Here is an 18,596-nt window from a genome sequence, read left to right as displayed (position 1 = left end):
CGCGCGGCGTAAAGTGATTCGTCAGATGCGGACGCCATAACGCCATACGTTGTGCGCGAAAGGCGCGGCGCGCAATCGCGGACACACGCTGTTACACCTTCGCGGTCTGGGCCGACGCGGGGAAGCTGCGCGAGGCTTAAGCGCAACTCCGCGAACCGCGTGGAAATGATGGATGAAGTAGGGTAAAACAGCAGGCCTGCAAGTGAGACGCCGCGGTCAACCCGCCTTGACGCGCTCCGATGCCGTTGCGACCAGTTGCTCGAGCAGCGGCTCGACCTTCGCTGCAAGCGCTTCGTCGTACGCGTACGGCGGCTGTTCCTGCATATAGGTGATCTGGGACAACTCCAACTGCACCGCGTGCACCCCTTGCGAAGGCTGGCCGTAATGCCGCGTGATGAAGCCGCCCTTGAAGCGCCCATTAGCGACAGCCGAGTAGCCGCCATGTCGCTCGACGACAGCCGCCAGTTCCTCGCCCAAACCCGCCACCGCGCTTGCACCGTTCGAGGTGCCGAAATTGAAGTCCGGCAAGCGTCCGTCAAAGAAGCGCGGTACATGCGAGCGGATCGAATGCGCCTCCCATAGCAGCACCTTGCCATGGCGAGCTTTGAGCGCGGCAAGTTCGCCCGCCAGGGCGTCGTGATACGGCACCCAGTAAGCGTCGCGACGGCGGGCCACTTCGGCCTCGTCCGGCAGATGGCCTTCCAGGTACAACGGCTCCTTGTCGAAGGTATCGACGGGCAGGAGTCCCGTTGTGTCCTGGCCCGGATAGAGGTTCGCTCCGTCGGGCGGACGGTTCAGGTCGATCACATAGCGCGCGTAAGTGGGCATGAGAATCGACGCGCCCATGCGTTTCGCGAACGCATAGAGCCGGTCGAGATGCCAGTCGCAATCGTCGGTGCGAAACGCTACGGGCGTCATCGTCGCGGCGATGCCGGCGGGGATTTCGGTGCCTACATGCGGGATCGAGATCAGCAACGGCAGGCTTCCTTGATGCAGCGTGAAAACCGGCGGAGTATTCGAAGCAGTCATGTCAGTTCTCTTTCGCAGGATCTTTGCAGTGACGCAGCCACGTAATGCACGATGCGCTGCTTTACGTCATTTCAGCAGGTCGGCGAGCGCCACGCGATAGCGCGCGGAAGCGCCCTCTTCGTCGCGATGCCGGCGATTGTCGACCACCTTGTCGCCGCCTGCGTACACATCGCGGATGGGCGTCTCGCCGTGCTCGCAGAATACAACGCCCGAGAGCCACGCGCTCGGCGCATGCTCGGCAATGCTCGCATGATTCGGGTCGAGCACCAGCCAGTCCGCGCGATGACCCACTTGCAATGCGCCTGTCGCGCGGCCCGTTGCCTGCGCGCCGCCTTCGAGCGCCGCATCGAAAAGACGGTCTGCCACATACGGCGTTTGCGCGGACGCGAGCACGTTGCGCTGCCGGCGCGTCAAACGCTGTCCGTATTCGAGCAGACGCAATTCCGCGCGCCAGTCCACGCCGATATGACTGTCCGAGCCGACGCCGATGCGCCCTTTCGCGTCGAGATATTCTTGCGCGGGGAAAAGGCCGTCGCCGAGATTCGCTTCGGTGGTCAGGCACAAACCGGCCACCGCGCCGCTCCTCGCGAGCGCAAGCGTCTCGTTGGCATCGACATGCGTGGCGTGCACGAGGCACCACCGGCTGTCGACGTCGAAACGGTCCAGCAGCCATTGGACCGGACGCGCGCCCTCGGTTTCCACGCACGCGTCGACTTCGGCAGTCTGTTCGGCGATATGGATGTGAACCGGCGCACTGCCGTCCAGCCCGCCGAGCAGTTCGCGCAACGATTGCTCGGAGACGGCGCGCAACGAGTGCGGCGCTACACCGTAGCGCAGTGCCGCATTTTCAGGCCGCGCGGCGCGCAATGCGCCGAGCAGTTCGAGCAGGCTGCCGGGCGTATTGATGAAGCGCCGCTGGTCGTCGCGCGGCGCGCGCGCGCCAAAGCCGCTGTATTGATACAGCACCGGCAACATCGTCATGCCTATGCCGCTCGCCGATGCTGCATCCACCACGCGTTGCGCGAGTTCCGCCGGGTTGCCATACCGGCCGCCGTCCGGTGTGTGATGCACGTAATGGAACTCGCACACCGACGTGTAGCCCGCCTTCAGCATTTCGATGTAGAGCCATTGTGCGACGCTGGCCAGCCCCTCGGGTGAGATACGCGCCGCAAAGCGATACATCAGATCGCGCCAGCTCCAGAAGTTGTCGGTGGCGCCTGTAGCCGATGAGCCACGATATTCGGTCAGGCCGGCCATTGCGCGCTGGAACGCATGCGAATGAAGATTCGGCATGCCAGGCATTACCGGACCCGCCGCTCTGGCCACTGACGCAGGCACGTCGCGTGTGTCGGGCTCGACCGTCGTCAGGTTTCCGTCGACGTCCCATTCCAGCAGTACGTCCCGGCGCCAGCCGCCCGGCAGGTACGCGTGCTCCGCGAATAGCGATTGTTTTGCTTGTGTCATCTCTCAGGTCCCGGCTCAGTTCGCATCGCGTGTAAAAGGACGATAAACAGTCTCGCCCGCGCGCACGACCCGCGCGCACAACGGACGCCCTATCCAGTAAGCCAATTCCGCGAGTGAATCGACCGACCATACCGCGAAGTCGGCCGCGCGGCCCACTTCGAGCGAGCCGTGCCGGTCCGCCTTGCCGAGCGCGCGCGCCGCATGCGACGTCACGCCCTTCAGTACTTCAGGCACGGTCATGCGGAACAGCGTGCTCGCCATGTTCATCATCAGCAGCAACGAGGTGGTGGGTGAAGTGCCGGGATTGCTGTCGGTGGAAATTGCAATCGGCACCTCGTAACGCCGGAGCAGATCGAGCGGCGGCAGCTGCGTCTCGCGAATGAAGTAGTACGCGCCCGGCAGCAACACGGCCACCGTGCCGGCTTCTTTCATTGCCGCGACGCCGGCTTCGTCGAGAAACTCCAGGTGATCCGCGGACAGCGCCCGATGACGCGCCGCGAGGGCCGTGCCGCCGCCGTTGGACAACTGCTCCGCGTGCATTTTCACCGGCAGTTTGTAGCGCGCGGCGGCATTGAACACGCGCTCGCTCTGTTCGAGCGAAAAGCCGATGCGCTCGCAAAACACATCGACCGCGTCGACCAGACCTTCGTCTGCGAGCGCGGGAAGCATGGTGTTGCAGACTTCGCCGATATACGCGTCGGCACGGCCTGCGAATTCGGGCGGCAATGCGTGCGCGCCGAGGAACGTGGTGTAGACCGTCACCGGATAACGTTCGCCCAGCTGGCGCGCGACGCGTAACATCTTGCGTTCGCTGTCCAGATCCAGTCCGTAACCGGATTTGATTTCGACCGCCGTCACGCCTTCGGCCAGCAACGGTTCGAGTCGCGCGGCCGATTGCCGGAACAACTCGTCTTCGGTCGCGGCACGCGTCGCGCGCACCGTGGACACGATGCCGCCGCCCTGCCGCGCGATCTCTTCATAGCTGACGCCCGCGAGGCGTTGCGCGAATTCATCGGCACGCTGCCCGCCGTACACGAGATGCGTGTGGCAATCGACGAGCCCCGGCGTCACCCACGCGCCATGCAGATTTTCGCGCGGCCAATCTGCGTATTCCGCGGGCAAACCGGCGGCCGCGCCGAGCCACACGATGTTGCCGTTCTCAACCGCGATCGCGGCATCGCGCAGCGTGTGTTCGGGATCGCCCTGAGGGCACAAGTTCAGTTGATGCCAGACGGTTTGCTTCATCGCGTGCTCTTGCAGCTCGTTGCGTGTGTAAGGAGGTCCCCGCGCATGCGCTGCCGTGCTACGTCACGCACGCGCGAACCATGGTCATCGTTGCGTGTAGCGGATGCTGATTGCGAGCAGCGCACCCGTGCCTTCCAGGTTGCATGGCAACTCGCTCGGCGTGTCGATGCGCAACGCGTCGCCAGTTTGCAGCCACTGCGGGGGCGCATTACGGTTTGCATCATCGTGTGCATTGCCCAATGTGACGGCGAGCGGCCCATTCGCGCAGTAAAGCAGCACGACGTCGGCGGACAAACTTCGTTCGGGCTGCGCCTCGTGCGGGGCCGCGCGCCACACTTCTAGTTCGCCCTGCGCCGAATCGCGACGCACCATCAGATTGAAGTCGCGCGTCGCACCGTCGACAAGCCGCGCGTCGATCGCCGTCTCGCCACTGAAGCGCGCGATATCGAGCGGCCGGGTCAACGCGTGAGTCTTCACCGTGTCGTCCGGTTGGGTCTCATCGAGCAACATGCCCGCGCCAGACAACAACACGAGCGTGCGATCGATGCCCGCGAATCGTGAGAACGGCCCCGCTTGCGCGACATCCGCCACGCTCACGCGCCACACGAACGTGTCGAGCCCCGCATCCGCAGGAAACGCCGCTACTTCGCGTGTGAGCCCGCCGCCGTTTTTCCACGGTACGGCTACGAGCTCCGCACCGCGGATCAATGTAACGCCGCGCGCGGAGCCGCTTTCCACAGCGCCTGTGCTGCCCGCAAACGTCATGCTCAGCGGCCCAGCATCGGCAGATTGAGGCCCGCCTCGCGCGCGGTTTGCTGCGCGAGTTCATAGCCCGCGTCCGCGTGACGCATCACGCCCGTCGCCGGGTCGTTGAACAACACGCGGCCCAAACGTTCTTTCGCGGCGTCCGTGCCGTCCGCGACGATCACGACGCCCGAATGCTGGCTGAAGCCCATGCCGACACCGCCGCCATGATGCAGCGACACCCACGACGCGCCGCCTGCCGTATTCAGCAACGCGTTGAGCAACGGCCAGTCGCTGACTGCGTCCGAGCCGTCTTTCATCGATTCCGTTTCGCGATTCGGGCTCGCCACCGAACCGGTATCGAGGTGATCGCGGCCAATCACGATCGGCGCCTTCAGTTCGCCGTTCTTCACCATTTCGTTGAACGCCTGGCCGAGACGGTAACGATCCTTCACGCCGACCCAGCAGATACGCGCCGGCAATCCCTGGAACGCGATGCGCTCGCGCGCCATGTCGAGCCAGTTGTGCAGGTGCGGATCGTCGGGAATGAGTTCCTTGACCTTAGCGTCCGTCTTGTAGATGTCCTCGGGATCGCCCGACAGTGCGACCCAGCGGAACGGTCCCTTGCCTTCGCAAAAGAGCGGGCGGATGTACGCCGGCACGAAGCCCGGGAAATCGAAGGCGTTCTTCACGCCCATTTCGAGCGCCATCTGACGAATGTTGTTGCCGTAATCGAGCGTGGCGGCACCGCGTTCCTGTAGCGTCAGCATGGCTTGCACCTGCCTGGCCATAGACTCTTTCGCCGGCACGACGATTGAATCCGGCGCGGTCTTCTGACGCTCGCGCCAGTCTTCGACCTTCCAGCCTTGAGGAAGGTAGCCGTGAATCGGATCGTGCGCGCTCGTCTGATCCGTCACGCAGTCCGGTGTGATGCCGCGCGTCACGCACTCGGCAAACACGTCGGCGGCGTTGCCGAGCAAACCGATAGACACTGCCTTGCCCGCCTGCTTCGCTTCTTCGAGCATGGCGAGTGCTTCGTCGAGTGTCTTCGCTTTCTTGTCCACGTAACGCGTCTTCAAACGGAAGTCGATGCGCGTCTCGTCGCATTCCACTGCGATCATCGAAAAGCCGGCCATGGTCGCGGCGAGCGGCTGCGCGCCGCCCATGCCGCCCAGACCGCCCGTCAGGATCCAGCGGCCCGCCGGATCGCCGTTGAAATGCTGGTTGGCCACCGAGAAGAACGTTTCGTACGTGCCCTGCACGATGCCCTGGCTACCGATGTAGATCCAGCTGCCCGCCGTCATCTGGCCGTACATCATCAGGCCCTTGCGATCGAGCTCGTGGAAATGCTCCCATGTCGCCCAGTGCGGGACCAGATTCGAATTCGCGAGCAGCACGCGCGGCGCGTCTGCATGGGTGCGGAAAACGCCGACCGGCTTGCCCGATTGAATCAGCAGCGTCTCGTCTTCGTTCAGGTCCTTGAGCGAAGTAAGGATCTGGTCGAAGCAATCCCAGTTGCGCGCCGCACGGCCGATGCCGCCATACACCACGAGCGCGTGAGGATGCTCGGCTACTTCGGGATCCAGGTTATTCTGGATCATCCGGTACGCGGCTTCCGCGATCCAGGTCTTGCAGGTCTTCTCAGCACCGCGCGGCGCACGGATCGTGCGGGTGGGGTCGAGACGCGGGTCGATGTGTTTCGGGTTGTTCATGGTGGCCCTCGGAATGCCTGAAGATGATCGGGATATGTCAGGGAAGAATCAGGGAAAGCGAAAATCAGAAATGTCCGGTGAAACGGTAACGGCTGCCCGGATGCCACAGATTCGCGATCGAAGCGACCTGGCTTTGCGACCACGTTCGCCGATGCAGCACGAGGCAAGGCTCCAGTTCGTCCATGGTCAACAGCTCGCGGGTATCGCCGTCCGCCGCCAATGCCTCGATGCGATATTCGACGCGCTGCAACGGCGCGACCCGCACGAGATACTGGTTCGGCGTGGTGTTCGTGAAATCCTGCAACGCGTATTCGGGCGCGACAGCCGGATTGACCCAGCGCTCTTCAAGCTGCACCGGCTCGTCATTTTCGAAATGAAGCACGCGCGAATAAAATATCGGACTACCCGCGCTTACCTGCATTTCTTCGGCGAGCGCCGCGTCGGCGATGCTCGCGCCAATGTGCAGCACCTTCGCCTGATAACGATGACCGCGCGCGACGATTTCGTCGGAAATACTGCGGATCGCCACCAGCGTCGATTCGTACTTGGGACGGGCCACAAACGTGCCCGAGCCTTGCACACGCGTCAGCACCTGCTCCGAGGTCAACTCGCGCAGCGCGCGGTTCACCGTCATGCGAGCGACGTTGAATTCGCGTGCAAGCTCGTTTTCGGAGGGCACCTGATCGCCTTCGCCCCATTCGCCCGCGTGAATGCGCGCGAGGATGAAGTCCTTGATGCCCTGATATGCGGGTGCGTTCATTGGCTGCTGTGTCTCATGGTCCGGTCGGGGCGCCTAGGGGCGCTGAGTGCCGCTCAGGAATGCTGAGCGGCGCCTCATTGCGCGTCACCCCACACGAATTCGCTTACTGTTCGGACACGAAGGAAAACGGGCTCAGCTTCGCGATCGTGCCGTTCTGCACGAGACGCGTAACGGCCGCGATGTCCGGCGCGAAGTAGTGATCCAGTTCGTAATGCGCGACGTCCTTGCGCACCACGTCCATCACTTTCTGCAAACTCGGGCTCGTCTTGTGCGGCGCGCGCAGATCCACACCTTGCGCGGCGGCAAGCAATTCGATCGACAGAATATTGGCCGTGTTTTCGGCGATGTCGCCGAGCTTGCGCGCAGCGAAGGTGGCCATCGAAACGTGATCTTCCTGGTTCGCGGAGGTGGGTAGCGAATCGACGGAAGCAGGATGCGCGAGCGTCTTGTTTTCCGATGCCAACGCGGCAGCCGTCACGTGGGCGATCATGAAGCCCGAGTTCACGCCGCCATCGCGTACGAGGAACGGCGGCAGGCCCGACAGCGTCGCGTCGATCAGCAACGCGATGCGGCGTTCGGCCAATGCGCCGATTTCCGCGGCGGCGAGCGCGAGGTTATCCGCGGCGAACGCAACCGGCTCCGCGTGGAAGTTGCCGCCAGACAGCACTTCGCCGGTATCCGGGAAAATCAGCGGATTGTCGGACACGGCATTGGCTTCGAGCAGCAGCACGTCGGCGGCGTGACGCATCTGGTCGAGACACGCGCCCATGACTTGCGGCTGGCAGCGCAGGCTGTACGGGTCCTGAACCTTGTCGCAATCGGCGTGCGACACGTTGATGCCCGAACCTTGCAGCAGTGAGCGATATGCCGATGCCGCGTCGATCTGGCCTTGATGTCCGCGCAACTCGTGAATGCGCGCGTCGAACGGCTTGACCGAACCGGCCGCCGCATCGACCGACAACGCGCCCGCTACCAGCGCGGTGCGATACAGGTCCTCGATCGCGAACATGTTGTAAAGCGCGAGCGCAGTCGACGCCTGCGTGCCGTTCAGCAGCGCGAGGCCTTCCTTCGCTTGCAAGGTGAGCGGCTTCAGACCGACGAGCGAGAGACCTTCGGTGGCCGGCAGACGTTCGCCTTTCGCGAAGACCTCGCCTACGCCGAGCAGAACCGCCGACATATGCGCGAGCGGCGCGAGGTCGCCCGATGCGCCCACGGAACCCTTCACCGGAATCACTGGCAGCACGTCGGCGTTATACAGCGTGATCAGCGCTTCCATGACTTCGCGGCGGATGCCGGAATGGCCGCGCCCGAGGCTCGACAACTTCAACGCAATCAACAGACGCACGACCGGGCGCGACATCGGCTCGCCTACCCCGACCGCGTGCGACAACACGAGATTGCGTTGCAGCAGTTCGAGCTGGTCATGCGGGATATGCGTGCTCGCGAGACGCCCAAAGCCCGTGTTGATGCCATAGGCGGGTTCGCCCTTCGCGGCGATGTCCGCTACCGCTTTCGCACATGCGTCGATAGCCGCGTGGCTTGCGGGATCGAGTCGCAGCGGCACATGTTCCCGCGCGATCTGGCGCAGTTGCGGGAGAGTCAGGTGGCCGGGCTTCAGAGTCATCATGGTTGTTGTCCTGTCTATACAATTTGAGAGAAGTCTAGCCGCGCCGTCTTGTATATACAACTTGTTTTTAATGCTTTCGGGACCAGGGCTTTCCACTAAGGCCGTCTGCACCGCAACGTAAGGCGTTCCTTGATGGGCTCGCGCCGCCAGCGCGGACCGAAGCCGCTGCCTTCACCAACGGCCAACTTGTATATACACGTCCAATATACTGACCGCCACACGGACAAAAACCTTCCCGACATCGATGAGCAGCGCTGGAAAAACCACCCCATAACGCAAGGAAGCCCGCCAACTCATGCGAGCCGCGGGCTTCCTTCGACAACGGGTGACTCCGGATGCAGCGCTACAACTGCACGCGTGCCGCCATGAAATCCAGGAAACATTGCACGCGCCCCGCGAGCGACGCGCTCTGGTAATACACCGCGCTGACTGGCTGGCGCTCGTCGAGTAGCACATTGCCGAGAATGGGCACGAGGCGGGCGTCGCGGATATCGGCGGCTATCATGAATTCAGCGAGGCACGCGATACCCCAGCCCGACAGCGCGAGTTGCCGTAAGGTCTCGCCGCTCGATGCGGTGATCGACGGCTCGATTCTGAACGGCTCTGCGTTGGCGTTGCGGTTCCCCTTCCCCTTGCCTGTGCTTCGCTCGCGCAACGGCCAGCGGTTCAGATGCTCCGGCGCCGTAAATCCGATCAACCGATGCTCGGCCAAAGCATCGACCGATCTGGGCTCGCCGTGCTCGGCCAGATACGCGGGACTCGCGACCACGCGCAGTTTGCTGCTGCCGAGTGCGCGAGCATGCAGCGTGGAGTCCTGCAACGCGCCGATCCGGATGGCGATATCCACCTTCTGCTCCAGCAGATCGACGATCCGCTCGTTGCTGGTCAACTCCAGGCGGATCTCGGGATACAGCTCGGAAAACGCCGTCATATGCGGCGCAATGCAGTGAAGCATGAACGGCGACGCCGCGTCGACGCGCAAGCGCCCCGAAGGCCTGCGGCGCTTGCGCGTGACGGACTCCTCGGCTTCTTCCATCGCGTCGAGAATCGCGCGGGCGCGCTGCAGGAAGCCTTCGCCCTCTTCGGTCAATTGCAGACGGCGTGTCGTGCGCCTCACCAGCGCCGTGTCCAGCTTCTTTTCGAGGCGAGTGAGGGCGCGACTCGCGCCTGACACGGTCTGCCCGAGCTTTTCCGCAGCCGCCGTGATCGAGCCGCTGTCGATCACGCTGACGAACACCAGCAACTCGTCGGTGGATGTTTTCATTGTTGATTCACAGTCAAGATTGATTTGAGACTAACACGCTTTTTGCGCGAATGAAGACGGCGGATACTGCTTGCCTGTCATCAGATTTCCACTCAGATTTCCACTCAGGAGAAGGTCTTGAAGATATTCATTACAGGCGCGGGCGGTTTTATCGGCGGTTCCATTGCGGCGCATCTCGTGCGCGCCGGTCATCATGTGCGCGGTCTGATTCGCAAACCCGAACATCGCGACGAACTGAAACGGCTCGGCATCGAGCCGGTTATCGGCACGCTCGACGACCGCGCGTTGCTGATTGCCGAGGCGCAAGCCGCCGACGCTGTCATCAACGCCGCCAGCAGCGATCACGAAGGCGCGGTGAGCGCGCTGATCGAAGGACTCTCGGGCTCCGGCAAACCGTTCCTGCACACGAGCGGTTCAAGCATCGTCGGCGACGCATCGGGCGGCGAAGCGGCCGAAGCGCGCATCTATCACGAAGACGCTCTGCCGGAGCCGACCGCCGACAAGGCCGCGCGCGTCGCGATCGACCGCCGGGTCTTCGAAGCCGCGCAACAGAACATCCGCTCGGCGGTGCTGTGCAATACGCTGATCTATGGCCACGGTGCGGTAGCGGGCAGCGCAAGCGTGCAGTTGCCGCGCCTCGTGCGACAGGCTCAAAAGAGCGGCGTCGTGCGACACGTCGGCAGCGGCGGCAATACATGGTCGAACGTGCATATCGACGACGTCGCCGAGCTTTATCGTCTCGCGCTGGAAAAGAGCCCGGCCGGCACGTTCTACTTCGTCGAAAGCGGCGAAGCGTCGTTCCGCGAAATGAGCGCGGCCATCGCGCGCGCGATGAAGCTCGGCGAGCCGCAAGACTGGCCGCTCGAAGAAGCGCAAAAGGAATGGGGCTACGAAATGGCTTCGTACGGGCTCGGCTCGAATAGCCGCGTACGCGGCGAGCGCGCACGCAAGCTGTTGGGCTGGCAGCCTAAACGCACGTCGGTGATCGACTGGATCGAGCACGACATGATGTCCGGCCCGGCGGCGTAGGTCCGCGGTTTTCGTCGTAATTTGTGTAAGCGCCGGCGTTGCGAATCCGTAAGCTCGGCTCGATAGAATCCTGCTCATCTGACCCGCGCGGCTCGATGCTCGAGCCGCACACGAGCCCGGATTTGATCGATGACCTTGGCGTTGAATTTCGACTGGCTGACCAACCTGCTGGCGATCCTGTTCGTCGTGGCGTGCCTTTACGATGCACGCTACGACGAATACGGCACATTGACGCTGTCAGCAGCTTTAATGGGTCTCGCCGTAATGGCGATCGAACTGTTTCTCAAGCCCGCGTTCGACATGGCGCTGTAGGCACGCGGCGCTCCATTCCTCCTCTTGCAATTCACTAACCACAAGCGGCACAACCGCCGCCGTGCGCCTCTTTCTCTTCATAGCGGTCGTGGTGCTTGACCCAATCGATAAGACTGCTCTTTTCATTGCGCCCTTTCGGCGTGACGTCCAGATGCGCGTATGTGTTGATGAACCGCTCGTCGCCGCGGCCATAGCAGGAATACGTGTGATAAACGTCGCCGTTCACGTCTTTATAGAAGACGCTATGGCCGTGTAGTTCGTCGATGCCGACGTCCTGCTCGACGAAGTTATAGAAGGCCTTCTTGCTCGCCAGTTGTTCGGGCGTGAACGACACGTGATAGTCGAAATTGAAATCGCTTCCGTCGGACGACACCCACGGGAACGTCCAGCCCATGCGTTTTCTAAACGCTTCGATCCTGGCGAGCGGCGCATGCGAGATGGTCACGTACGAAACATCATGATGTTCCAGATGCGTGACGATCCCGGTCATGTGATCCGACAGGAACGAACAGCCAACACAACCCTCCTCCCAATCCGGGCCAAGCATGAAGTGATAAACGATCAACTGACTGCGCCCGTCGAAGAGATCGGCAAGTGTCTTGCGTCCCTGCGGCGTATCGAACACATACGTTTTATCCACCTTCACCCACGGTAGTTCGCGGCGCTTGCGGGCGAGTTCGTCACCGGCGCGCATGTGCGCTTTTTCTTCCACCAGCAGCGCCCTGCTCGCCTCCAGCCATTCCTGCCGCGAGCCGACCCGGTGCTGCGGGTCTTGCTGCGATTGCTTTGGTGTTTGCATCGGTTCCATCTGCGGCTCCTTCACAATGACGTACACGGCATGTAAATACGCGGCATGTGCAACTCATCGACGACTCGCGCACGGCAGACCGGTCTGCGCGTCACGAGCCGCGCCGCTTTCCACGCGACGGCGAAGATCTGCGCGGCCCCGGTGTAGACAGTGCAGCGACACGGCGGGCTGGCTTCGACGCGCGCGGCGCTTCGTCTTCTTCGACGAAAGCGGCCAGACGATCGAGCGATTTCGCCCAGAAGCGCTCGTAGCGGCCGAGCCACGCCATGGCTTCTTCCATCGGTCCGGCGCAAAGCCGGCACGCGACCGTGCGGCCGTTCTTGCTACGTGTGATGAGGCCGGCCCCCGCGAGAACGTCGAGGTGCTTCATCACCGCCGGCAAGGACATGGCGAACGGCTCGGCAAGCTCACTCACCGACAGTTCGGTTTCGGACAAACGCGCGAGCAGCGCACGCCGCGTGGGGTCCGACAACGCCGCAAAGGTGCGATCGAGCAATGCCTCATTAAACTTAACCATGAGGTTAAGTTTAGAAACGAACTCGCGAATGTCAAGAACAGGTACGCAGTTTCTCCGGAGTACGCAGAAAACGAGCGCCCGCACAGAGCAAAAAGAAACGCGGCACGTCGCAGATCGAACATTGCGACGTGCCGCGTCAGGGAGAACAACCGACTACGGTCCAGACCGCGGCACGCCGGGATACTCCGCCGTGCTCGCGTTACAGCAAATAATTCAGCGTGCCGCGGCTGCGCCGCGACGTCCCGAGCGAATCAGATCGCCCATCCGCCGAGATAGAAGCCGACCAGCACAATCGCAATCGCCACCGTGCCCACGTTCAGCTTGCGGTATTCGCCGCTCACCACGCGGCCGATCACGAGCGTTGCGAAACCGAGCATGATGCCGGTCACGATATTCGCGGTCAGCACGATAAATACCGCGCACATGAGACCCGACATCGCGTCGACCATGTCGTCCATATGCAGCTTGCTGACGTTGGACAGCATCAGCAGCCCGACATACATCAGCGCGGGCGCTGTCGCGTATGACGGCACGAGGCTCGCGAGCGGCGAGAAGAACATCACACCGAGAAACAGCAGGCCGACCACTGCTGCCGCCATGCCGGTCTTCGCGCCGGCCGCCACGCCGACCGTCGATTCAATGTATGCCGCGGCTGGCGCGCCGCCGAGCAGGCCGGAGAAAATCGAACTGACCGAGTCGGCCGTGAGCGCACGGCCACCGTTGATGATGCGGCCGTTTTCATCGAGCTGGCCCGCCTGGCCCGCGACCGCGCGGATCGTCCCGGTGGCGTCGAACACAGCGGTCATCACGAGAGCGAGCACGCTGGGCAACACTGCCATCGACAGCGCGCCCTTAATGTCCATCGCACCGATCAGCGACTCGTGCCCCGGCGCGCTCAGCGACGGCACGGCGAAAATGCCATGAAACGACACGGCCGGATCGACGAGCAGCGCAATGGCCGAAATGCCAATGATCACGATCAGGATCGAGCCGGGCACGCGGCGGCGCACGAGCCCGAAGATCGCGGCGAGCCCCGCGACCGACATCAGCGCAGGCAGTGCGGTGATATTGCCGAGCGAGACCGGCAAACCGGCGCCCGGATTCTTCACGACGAGCCCGACGTCGTTGGCGGCGATCAGCAACAGGAACAGCCCGATGCCGATGCCCGTGCCATGCGCGATGCCCGTGGGCAGATTGCGCAGAATCCACGAACGCACGCCCGTCACCGAGATCGCGGTGAACACGACACCCATCAGAAATACCGCGCCGAGCGCGACTGTCGGATGCAAGCCCTTGCCGAGCACGAGGCCGAACGCCGTGAACGCGGTCAGCGAAATGGCGCAGCCGATCGCGATCGGCAGGCGCGCCCACACACCCATCAGCAACGAGCCGAACGCGGTCGTGAGACACACGGCCACGAACACCGCGCTCGTGTCGAAGCCCGCTTTGCCGAACATGCCCGGCACGACGAACACGGAATAGACCATCGCGAGGAAGGTCGTGATGCCCGCGACGATCTCCTGGCGCTGCGAACTGCCGCGCGAGGAGATTTCGAAGTAGCGGTCGAGAAAGCCCTTGGTGTCGAATGACTCGGCGCCGGCTTCGGAAAGCGGCTGGGCGTGGGGTTCCATCATGATGAGTGCCTCCTTTATCAGCATGCTGAAACGGCCGTCGAAGTGGCCGTCATCAGGTTCGTCTCTTTGCGTTGTTTAATGTGCTTCGGGCGCTTCGTGTCCCGTTTCTGTCTCGAAATGTAGGCCAACCCAAATATATCGCCCATCGCATGAATGGCATGCCGGGCATGTCGCGACAGTTATATCGTCCAAGCGACGGCAAAGCGCATGTGCGATCCGCGCGTTAACACCTACGGCTCGTCACGCTATCTCGTCCACATATGAAAGCGTTTTGAGAGCTTGATGGACGCTGCGAGATGCCCGCTGCGCGTGACGGTCATATGCGGCGCGGCATGAAGCGTGCTTGCGGCATCCCCTCACATGGCCCTCAAAAGCGGACCGCTCGACGTCGCGGGTTAAACTCTGGGCCGTACTGTTTAATCGCGGCGCTCTACAGCCGCACCCGGTCCATGGAGTTCTTCCTGATGAGTGGCGGCTTTTCGCTTCCTGCCTGGCGTCATACGATCCTCGCGGCGTTCGCGCTGCTGGCGCTTCTTGCACTGTCCGGCTGCAGCAGCCTGCTGTGGGGAACGCAGCAGGCGCCGATCGTCGAAGCCACGGTCATGCCGGTCGAAGCCGCAAGCGCGCCGGTGGCCGCTTCCGCGCCCGAGCCGGTCGAGACCGAAGCCGCCGAACCCGAGCAGCCGAAGAAGCCGAAGAAGCCGGTCGTCAAGCCGCACAAAGTCGAGCCGCCGCCGCCCGTCGTCGCTGCGCCGCCTCCACCGCCGCCGCCCCCGCCGCTGATCGTGCTGCGCACGATCGAGCGCAACGACGCGCATACGTTGCTCGACAGCGAGGTGCAGAAACCGGACGGCAAGGTGGTCGGGCGAGCAATCGACATGATTGCGGACGCGAGCGGCAAGCCGCGCGAAGTCGTGGTGAATCTGCAAGGTTTCCTCGGGGTCGGCGATCGGAAGGTCAATTTCGCGTGGAACGCATTCCGCTTCACGCCGACCGCGAAAGCCGCGCCGATCACGCTGAATCCGTCGGCGACTCCGGTGAATCCGGCGAAAGCGAATGCCGCGATGCAGTTGCCGGTGATCGACGCGACCGTCGAACGCTCGAACGGCGCGAAAGTGGGCCGCGTGATCGACGTGCTGATCGACGCCAATGCGCAGCCGCAGGCAGTCGTGCTGGACGTCAACGGCATGGTCAGCACTGAGCGGCGCACGATTGCGGCGAACTGGTCGGCGCTGCGATTCGTCGCGAAAGACAAGGAACTGCATCCGCAAATCGATTTGAGCGATGCGCAGATCAACGCGACGCCGCCCTACGCGAACGACAAGCCGATCCGCGCGGTATCACCCGCGCCGCCCGCGCCGCCCGCCCAGCCGGCGCCCGCTGCCGCTGCCGCGCCCGCGTCCGGGCCGACCGCCACGGCCGCTTCCAACGCACGGGCGGTCCGATGACAGGCCGCACTCTGGTTACTGCGCGAAGTCTGCGCGCGCTCGATTGGCTGAACTTCTTCGTCGCCAATGTGCAGACGGGTTTTGGACCGTTCATCGCGTCCTATCTCGCGTCGCACAAGTGGACGCAGGGCGAGATCGGCATGGCGTTGTCGGTCGGCACGATCAGCGCAATGGTGAGTCAGGTGCCAGGCGGCGCCGCCGTCGACGCGTTGCGCAACAAGAAAGGCGCGGCCGCCTGGGCGATCTTCGCGATCATCCTGAGCGCGGTGTTGCTGGCAACCAGTCCGACTGTGCTGCCGGTGATCGCCGCCGAGGTCTTTCACGGCTTCGCCAGCTGCATGCTGACGCCGGCACTGGCGGCGATTTCGTTTGCGCTCGTCGGACGTGCGAATCTCGGCGACCGGCTCGGGCGCAATGCGCGCTGGGCGTCGATCGGCAGCGCGGTTGCGGCCGGCCTCATGGGCGTATTCGGCGAATACTATTCGCCGCGCGCGGTGTTCTGGCTGACTGCGGGGCTCGCAGTGCCCGCGCTGTTCGCATTGGCGATGATCCAGCGCACGGACACGATCCAGTTGCCGAAAGCCGCGCCGACGCCGCAAGAGACCGAGCGCCGCGAAAGCCTGCGCGAGTTGCTGCGCGACCGGCGCATGCTGCTGTTCGCTGCCTGCATTGTGTTGTTCCATCTGTCCAATGCCGCGATGCTCAATCTCGCCGCCGGCGAAGTGACAGCCGGCATGGGCGACAACGTGCAACTCGTGATCGCCGCGTGCATCATCGTGCCGCAGGCGATCGTCGCAATGATGTCCCCGTGGGTCGGCCGATCCGCCGAGCGTTGGGGACGCCGGCCTATCCTGCTGCTGGGCTTTTCGGCGTTGCCGATCCGCGCGCTGCTGTTCGCCGGAATCAGCAGCCCATACCTCCTCGTGCCCGTGCAGATGCTCGACGGTTTGAGCGCGGCCGTGTTCGGTGTGATGCTGCCTCTGATCGCCGCCGATGTGGCCGGCGGCAAGGGCCGCTACAACCTCTGCATTGGCCTGTTCGGGCTCGCTGCGGGTATCGGCGCGACGTTGAGTACGACCGCGGCCGGATTCATCGCCGATCACTTCGGCAATGCGGTCGCGTTTTTTGGACTCGCCGCCGCGGGTGCGCTGGCAGTCTTGCTGGTGTGGGCGGCGATGCCGGAGACGCGCGATGCGGCAGCGGCAGAAGACAGCGCGCCAGTGGCGGACGGCGGCGGGTCGGCGGTCAGGTAAGTCGCGATGGTTCAGCCTGCGGCGCTGTTGCACCGCAGGCTGAACCGGACTCCCGATTCAGTCGGCCCGTGCGCCGCGCGACGCATGCCGGGCCGTTGCGGCGACGCCGCTCAATCCAGAAACTCAGCCGCGCGCATGCGCAACACCGCGCTGAAGTCGTCCAGCCAGCCAATCGACAGGCGCCAGCTCTGCCAGTAGAGATCGACGTCGATATGCTTGCCTGGCGCCATGTCCACGAGTTCACCGCTCGCCAAGAGCGACGCGATCATGCGCTCGGGACACATGCCCCAGCCGAGACCCGTCACGCACGCGCGCAGAAAGCCGGCGACATGCGGAATCCAGTGCAATGGCGGATCGACCTCCGCTCGCGTGATGCGGCGCATGAAGCGTTTTTGCAACTGGTCTTTCGGATTGAAGTCCACGCACGGCGTGCGCCGCAAACTGTCGCGCGTGACGCCGTCCGCGAAATGACGCGCTAGAAATGTCGGCGAGCAGACCGCGAGATAGCGCATGCGCCCAAGACGCGTCGAGCGGCACCCTTGCACCGGCTCCGCCTGAGTGGTCACCGCGCCCTGCACGCTGCCGTCCCGAATCCGCTGCGCGGTGTGATCCTGATCGTCAATCACCAGATCGAGCAGCATTTGACGCTCGGCGCAAAACGGCGCAACTGCGTCGATGAACCAGGTGCCGACGCTGTCGTCGTTCACCGCCACGCGCAGCGTCGGCCATGCTTCGACCAGACCGCCCGGCAGCGCGGGCACGCGACCGGTCAATTCCGCTTCCAGCAGTTGCACGCGTTCGGTATGACGGCACAGCAACGCGCCAGAAGTTGTCGCGACACACGGCTGACCGCGCTTGACGAGCACACTGCCCACTCGCTCCTCGAGCAGCTTCACCCGCTGCGATACCGCCGAAGGCGTGACGTTCAGTTCACTCGCTGCGCGGTCGAAAGAACCATGACGCACGACGGCCGCGAGCGCGTCGAGCAACGCATAGTCGAGCATTAGCGTTCCTTAATCAGCGTTAGCTAAATTAGCTTCTCTTATGAAGCACAGAACCGCAGACTAGCCATGTTCGCTTCTCCCGTCTACTGGATCCGCTATGAACTGGCTGTCTTTTTCTCACGGCGCTGCGTTATGTGCGTCGCTGATCGTGACCATCGGCGCGCAGAACGCCTTCGTACTGCGGCAAGGCATCATGCGCTCGCATGTGGGCAAGATCGTCGCGCTATGCGCGGTGTCGGACTGCATTCTGATTAGCGCGGGTGTCGGCGGCGCGTCGGTGCTGATCGAGCGTTATCCGGTGTTCGTGCATGTCATGCTGTACGTGGGCCTCGCCTATCTCGCGTGGTTCGGCATCAATGCATTGCGCCGCGCAGTGCGGCCCGGGCATGCGGTAATGGACGCCGACGCGAACCGAGGCGCACAGCCCGCGCAACGCGCGATGCCGATCGTGCTTATGACGCTCGCCTTCACGTGGCTCAACCCGCACGTTTATCTCGACACTTTTCTACTGGTGGGTACTGCCGGGGCACGCGAACCGGACGGCGCACGCGTCGCGTTCGCCGTCGGTGCGATGGCGGTGAGCTGCGTCTGGTTTATAGCGCTTGGATACGGCGCACGAGCGCTTGCGCCGCTGTTTCGCCGGGCAAGCGCATGGCGTGTGCTAGATGGCGCGATCGGCAGCATGGTGTTGTTGCTGGCCGTCACGCAGTTGCGTTGAAGCAAACTAACCTTCGCCCGCTCACTGC

Annotated in this window: 17 protein-coding genes; 5 read left to right on the top strand and 12 right to left on the bottom strand. The window is 63.5% G+C overall.

The window, feature by feature from the left end:
* Positions 1 to 216: 216 nt before the first annotated feature.
* The 8 genes from hutG to ACTJLB_RS04525 all read right to left on the bottom strand — a co-directional run bounded on the left by hutG (position 217) and on the right by ACTJLB_RS04525 (position 9,845).
* Positions 217 to 1,029 carry an N-formylglutamate deformylase gene (gene hutG / locus ACTJLB_RS04560; protein WP_440782604.1) on the bottom strand — a complete coding sequence of 271 codons (813 nt, stop codon included), beginning with the start codon at positions 1,027 to 1,029 and terminating at the stop codon, positions 217 to 219.
* A 66-nt stretch (positions 1,030 to 1,095) separates the two neighbouring features.
* On the bottom strand, positions 1,096 to 2,493 hold the full coding sequence (locus tag ACTJLB_RS04555) for a formimidoylglutamate deiminase (protein WP_440782603.1): 1,398 nt from the start codon (positions 2,491 to 2,493) through the stop codon (positions 1,096 to 1,098).
* Positions 2,494 to 2,508: 15 nt separating this feature from the next.
* Positions 2,509 to 3,738, bottom strand: coding sequence for an imidazolonepropionase (gene hutI / locus ACTJLB_RS04550; RefSeq protein ID WP_440782602.1), 1,230 nt, complete (start codon positions 3,736 to 3,738; stop codon positions 2,509 to 2,511).
* An 84-nt stretch (positions 3,739 to 3,822) separates the two neighbouring features.
* Positions 3,823 to 4,503: a HutD/Ves family protein gene (locus tag ACTJLB_RS04545; RefSeq protein WP_440782601.1), complete on the bottom strand. Its 681-nt coding sequence runs from the start codon at positions 4,501 to 4,503 to the stop codon at positions 3,823 to 3,825.
* A 2-nt stretch (positions 4,504 to 4,505) separates the two neighbouring features.
* Positions 4,506 to 6,194, bottom strand: a complete 1,689-nt coding sequence (gene hutU, locus ACTJLB_RS04540) for a urocanate hydratase (RefSeq protein ID WP_087753144.1) — start codon at positions 6,192 to 6,194, stop codon at positions 4,506 to 4,508.
* Between the two features lie 64 nt (positions 6,195 to 6,258).
* Complete coding sequence (gene hutC, locus ACTJLB_RS04535) at positions 6,259 to 6,954, bottom strand: histidine utilization repressor (protein WP_087753145.1); 696 nt, start codon at positions 6,952 to 6,954, stop codon at positions 6,259 to 6,261.
* 103 nt (positions 6,955 to 7,057) lie between these two features.
* Positions 7,058 to 8,581 (bottom strand): histidine ammonia-lyase, encoded by a 1,524-nt coding sequence (gene hutH / locus ACTJLB_RS04530; protein ID WP_020069885.1) that lies wholly within the window; start codon positions 8,579 to 8,581, stop codon positions 7,058 to 7,060.
* Positions 8,582 to 8,924: 343 nt separating this feature from the next.
* Positions 8,925 to 9,845 (bottom strand): LysR family transcriptional regulator, encoded by a 921-nt coding sequence (locus ACTJLB_RS04525; protein WP_088175116.1) that lies wholly within the window; start codon positions 9,843 to 9,845, stop codon positions 8,925 to 8,927.
* A 117-nt stretch (positions 9,846 to 9,962) separates the two neighbouring features.
* On the opposite strand from ACTJLB_RS04525, the gene ACTJLB_RS04520 reads away from it, so the two are divergent.
* A complete protein-coding gene (locus tag ACTJLB_RS04520) occupies positions 9,963 to 10,874 on the top strand; it encodes an NAD-dependent epimerase/dehydratase family protein (protein WP_440782600.1) in 912 nt (303 codons plus the stop codon).
* A 129-nt stretch (positions 10,875 to 11,003) separates the two neighbouring features.
* Entirely contained in the window at positions 11,004 to 11,186 is a 183-nt protein-coding gene (locus tag ACTJLB_RS04515) for a hypothetical protein (protein WP_020069888.1), read from the top strand.
* 34 nt (positions 11,187 to 11,220) lie between these two features.
* Here ACTJLB_RS04515 and ACTJLB_RS04510 read toward each other — a convergent pair whose 3' ends face one another.
* The 3 genes from ACTJLB_RS04510 to ACTJLB_RS04500 all read right to left on the bottom strand — a co-directional run bounded on the left by ACTJLB_RS04510 (position 11,221) and on the right by ACTJLB_RS04500 (position 14,145).
* Positions 11,221 to 11,994 carry a DUF899 domain-containing protein gene (locus ACTJLB_RS04510; RefSeq protein WP_440782599.1) on the bottom strand — a complete coding sequence of 258 codons (774 nt, stop codon included), beginning with the start codon at positions 11,992 to 11,994 and terminating at the stop codon, positions 11,221 to 11,223.
* Between the two features lie 91 nt (positions 11,995 to 12,085).
* A complete protein-coding gene (locus tag ACTJLB_RS04505) occupies positions 12,086 to 12,511 on the bottom strand; it encodes an ArsR/SmtB family transcription factor (protein WP_020069890.1) in 426 nt (141 codons plus the stop codon).
* Positions 12,512 to 12,762: 251 nt separating this feature from the next.
* Positions 12,763 to 14,145 carry an NCS2 family permease gene (locus ACTJLB_RS04500; protein ID WP_204521072.1) on the bottom strand — a complete coding sequence of 461 codons (1,383 nt, stop codon included), beginning with the start codon at positions 14,143 to 14,145 and terminating at the stop codon, positions 12,763 to 12,765.
* A gap of 464 nt (positions 14,146 to 14,609) precedes the next feature.
* Between ACTJLB_RS04500 and ACTJLB_RS04495 the strand changes: the two genes are divergently transcribed.
* Entirely contained in the window at positions 14,610 to 15,593 is a 984-nt protein-coding gene (locus tag ACTJLB_RS04495) for a PRC-barrel domain-containing protein (protein ID WP_087753151.1), read from the top strand.
* A complete protein-coding gene (locus ACTJLB_RS04490; RefSeq protein WP_020069893.1) occupies positions 15,590 to 16,846 on the top strand; it encodes an MFS transporter in 1,257 nt (418 codons plus the stop codon). The genes ACTJLB_RS04495 and ACTJLB_RS04490 overlap by 4 nt, the downstream gene beginning before the upstream one ends.
* Before the next feature lie 110 nt (positions 16,847 to 16,956).
* Here the strand turns inward: ACTJLB_RS04490 and ACTJLB_RS04485 are convergent, their stop codons facing one another.
* A complete protein-coding gene (locus ACTJLB_RS04485) occupies positions 16,957 to 17,850 on the bottom strand; it encodes a LysR family transcriptional regulator ArgP (RefSeq protein ID WP_440782598.1) in 894 nt (297 codons plus the stop codon).
* A 97-nt stretch (positions 17,851 to 17,947) separates the two neighbouring features.
* Between ACTJLB_RS04485 and ACTJLB_RS04480 the strand changes: the two genes are divergently transcribed.
* Positions 17,948 to 18,568, top strand: a complete 621-nt coding sequence (locus ACTJLB_RS04480; protein ID WP_088175111.1) for a LysE/ArgO family amino acid transporter — start codon at positions 17,948 to 17,950, stop codon at positions 18,566 to 18,568.
* The last annotated feature ends 28 nt before the right edge of the window (positions 18,569 to 18,596 follow it).

Source organism: Paraburkholderia sp. 22098 (genome assembly GCF_052045935.1).
Lineage (GTDB): Bacteria > Pseudomonadota > Gammaproteobacteria > Burkholderiales > Burkholderiaceae > Paraburkholderia > Paraburkholderia caledonica.
This window is presented reverse-complemented; position numbering and strand designations above follow the sequence as displayed.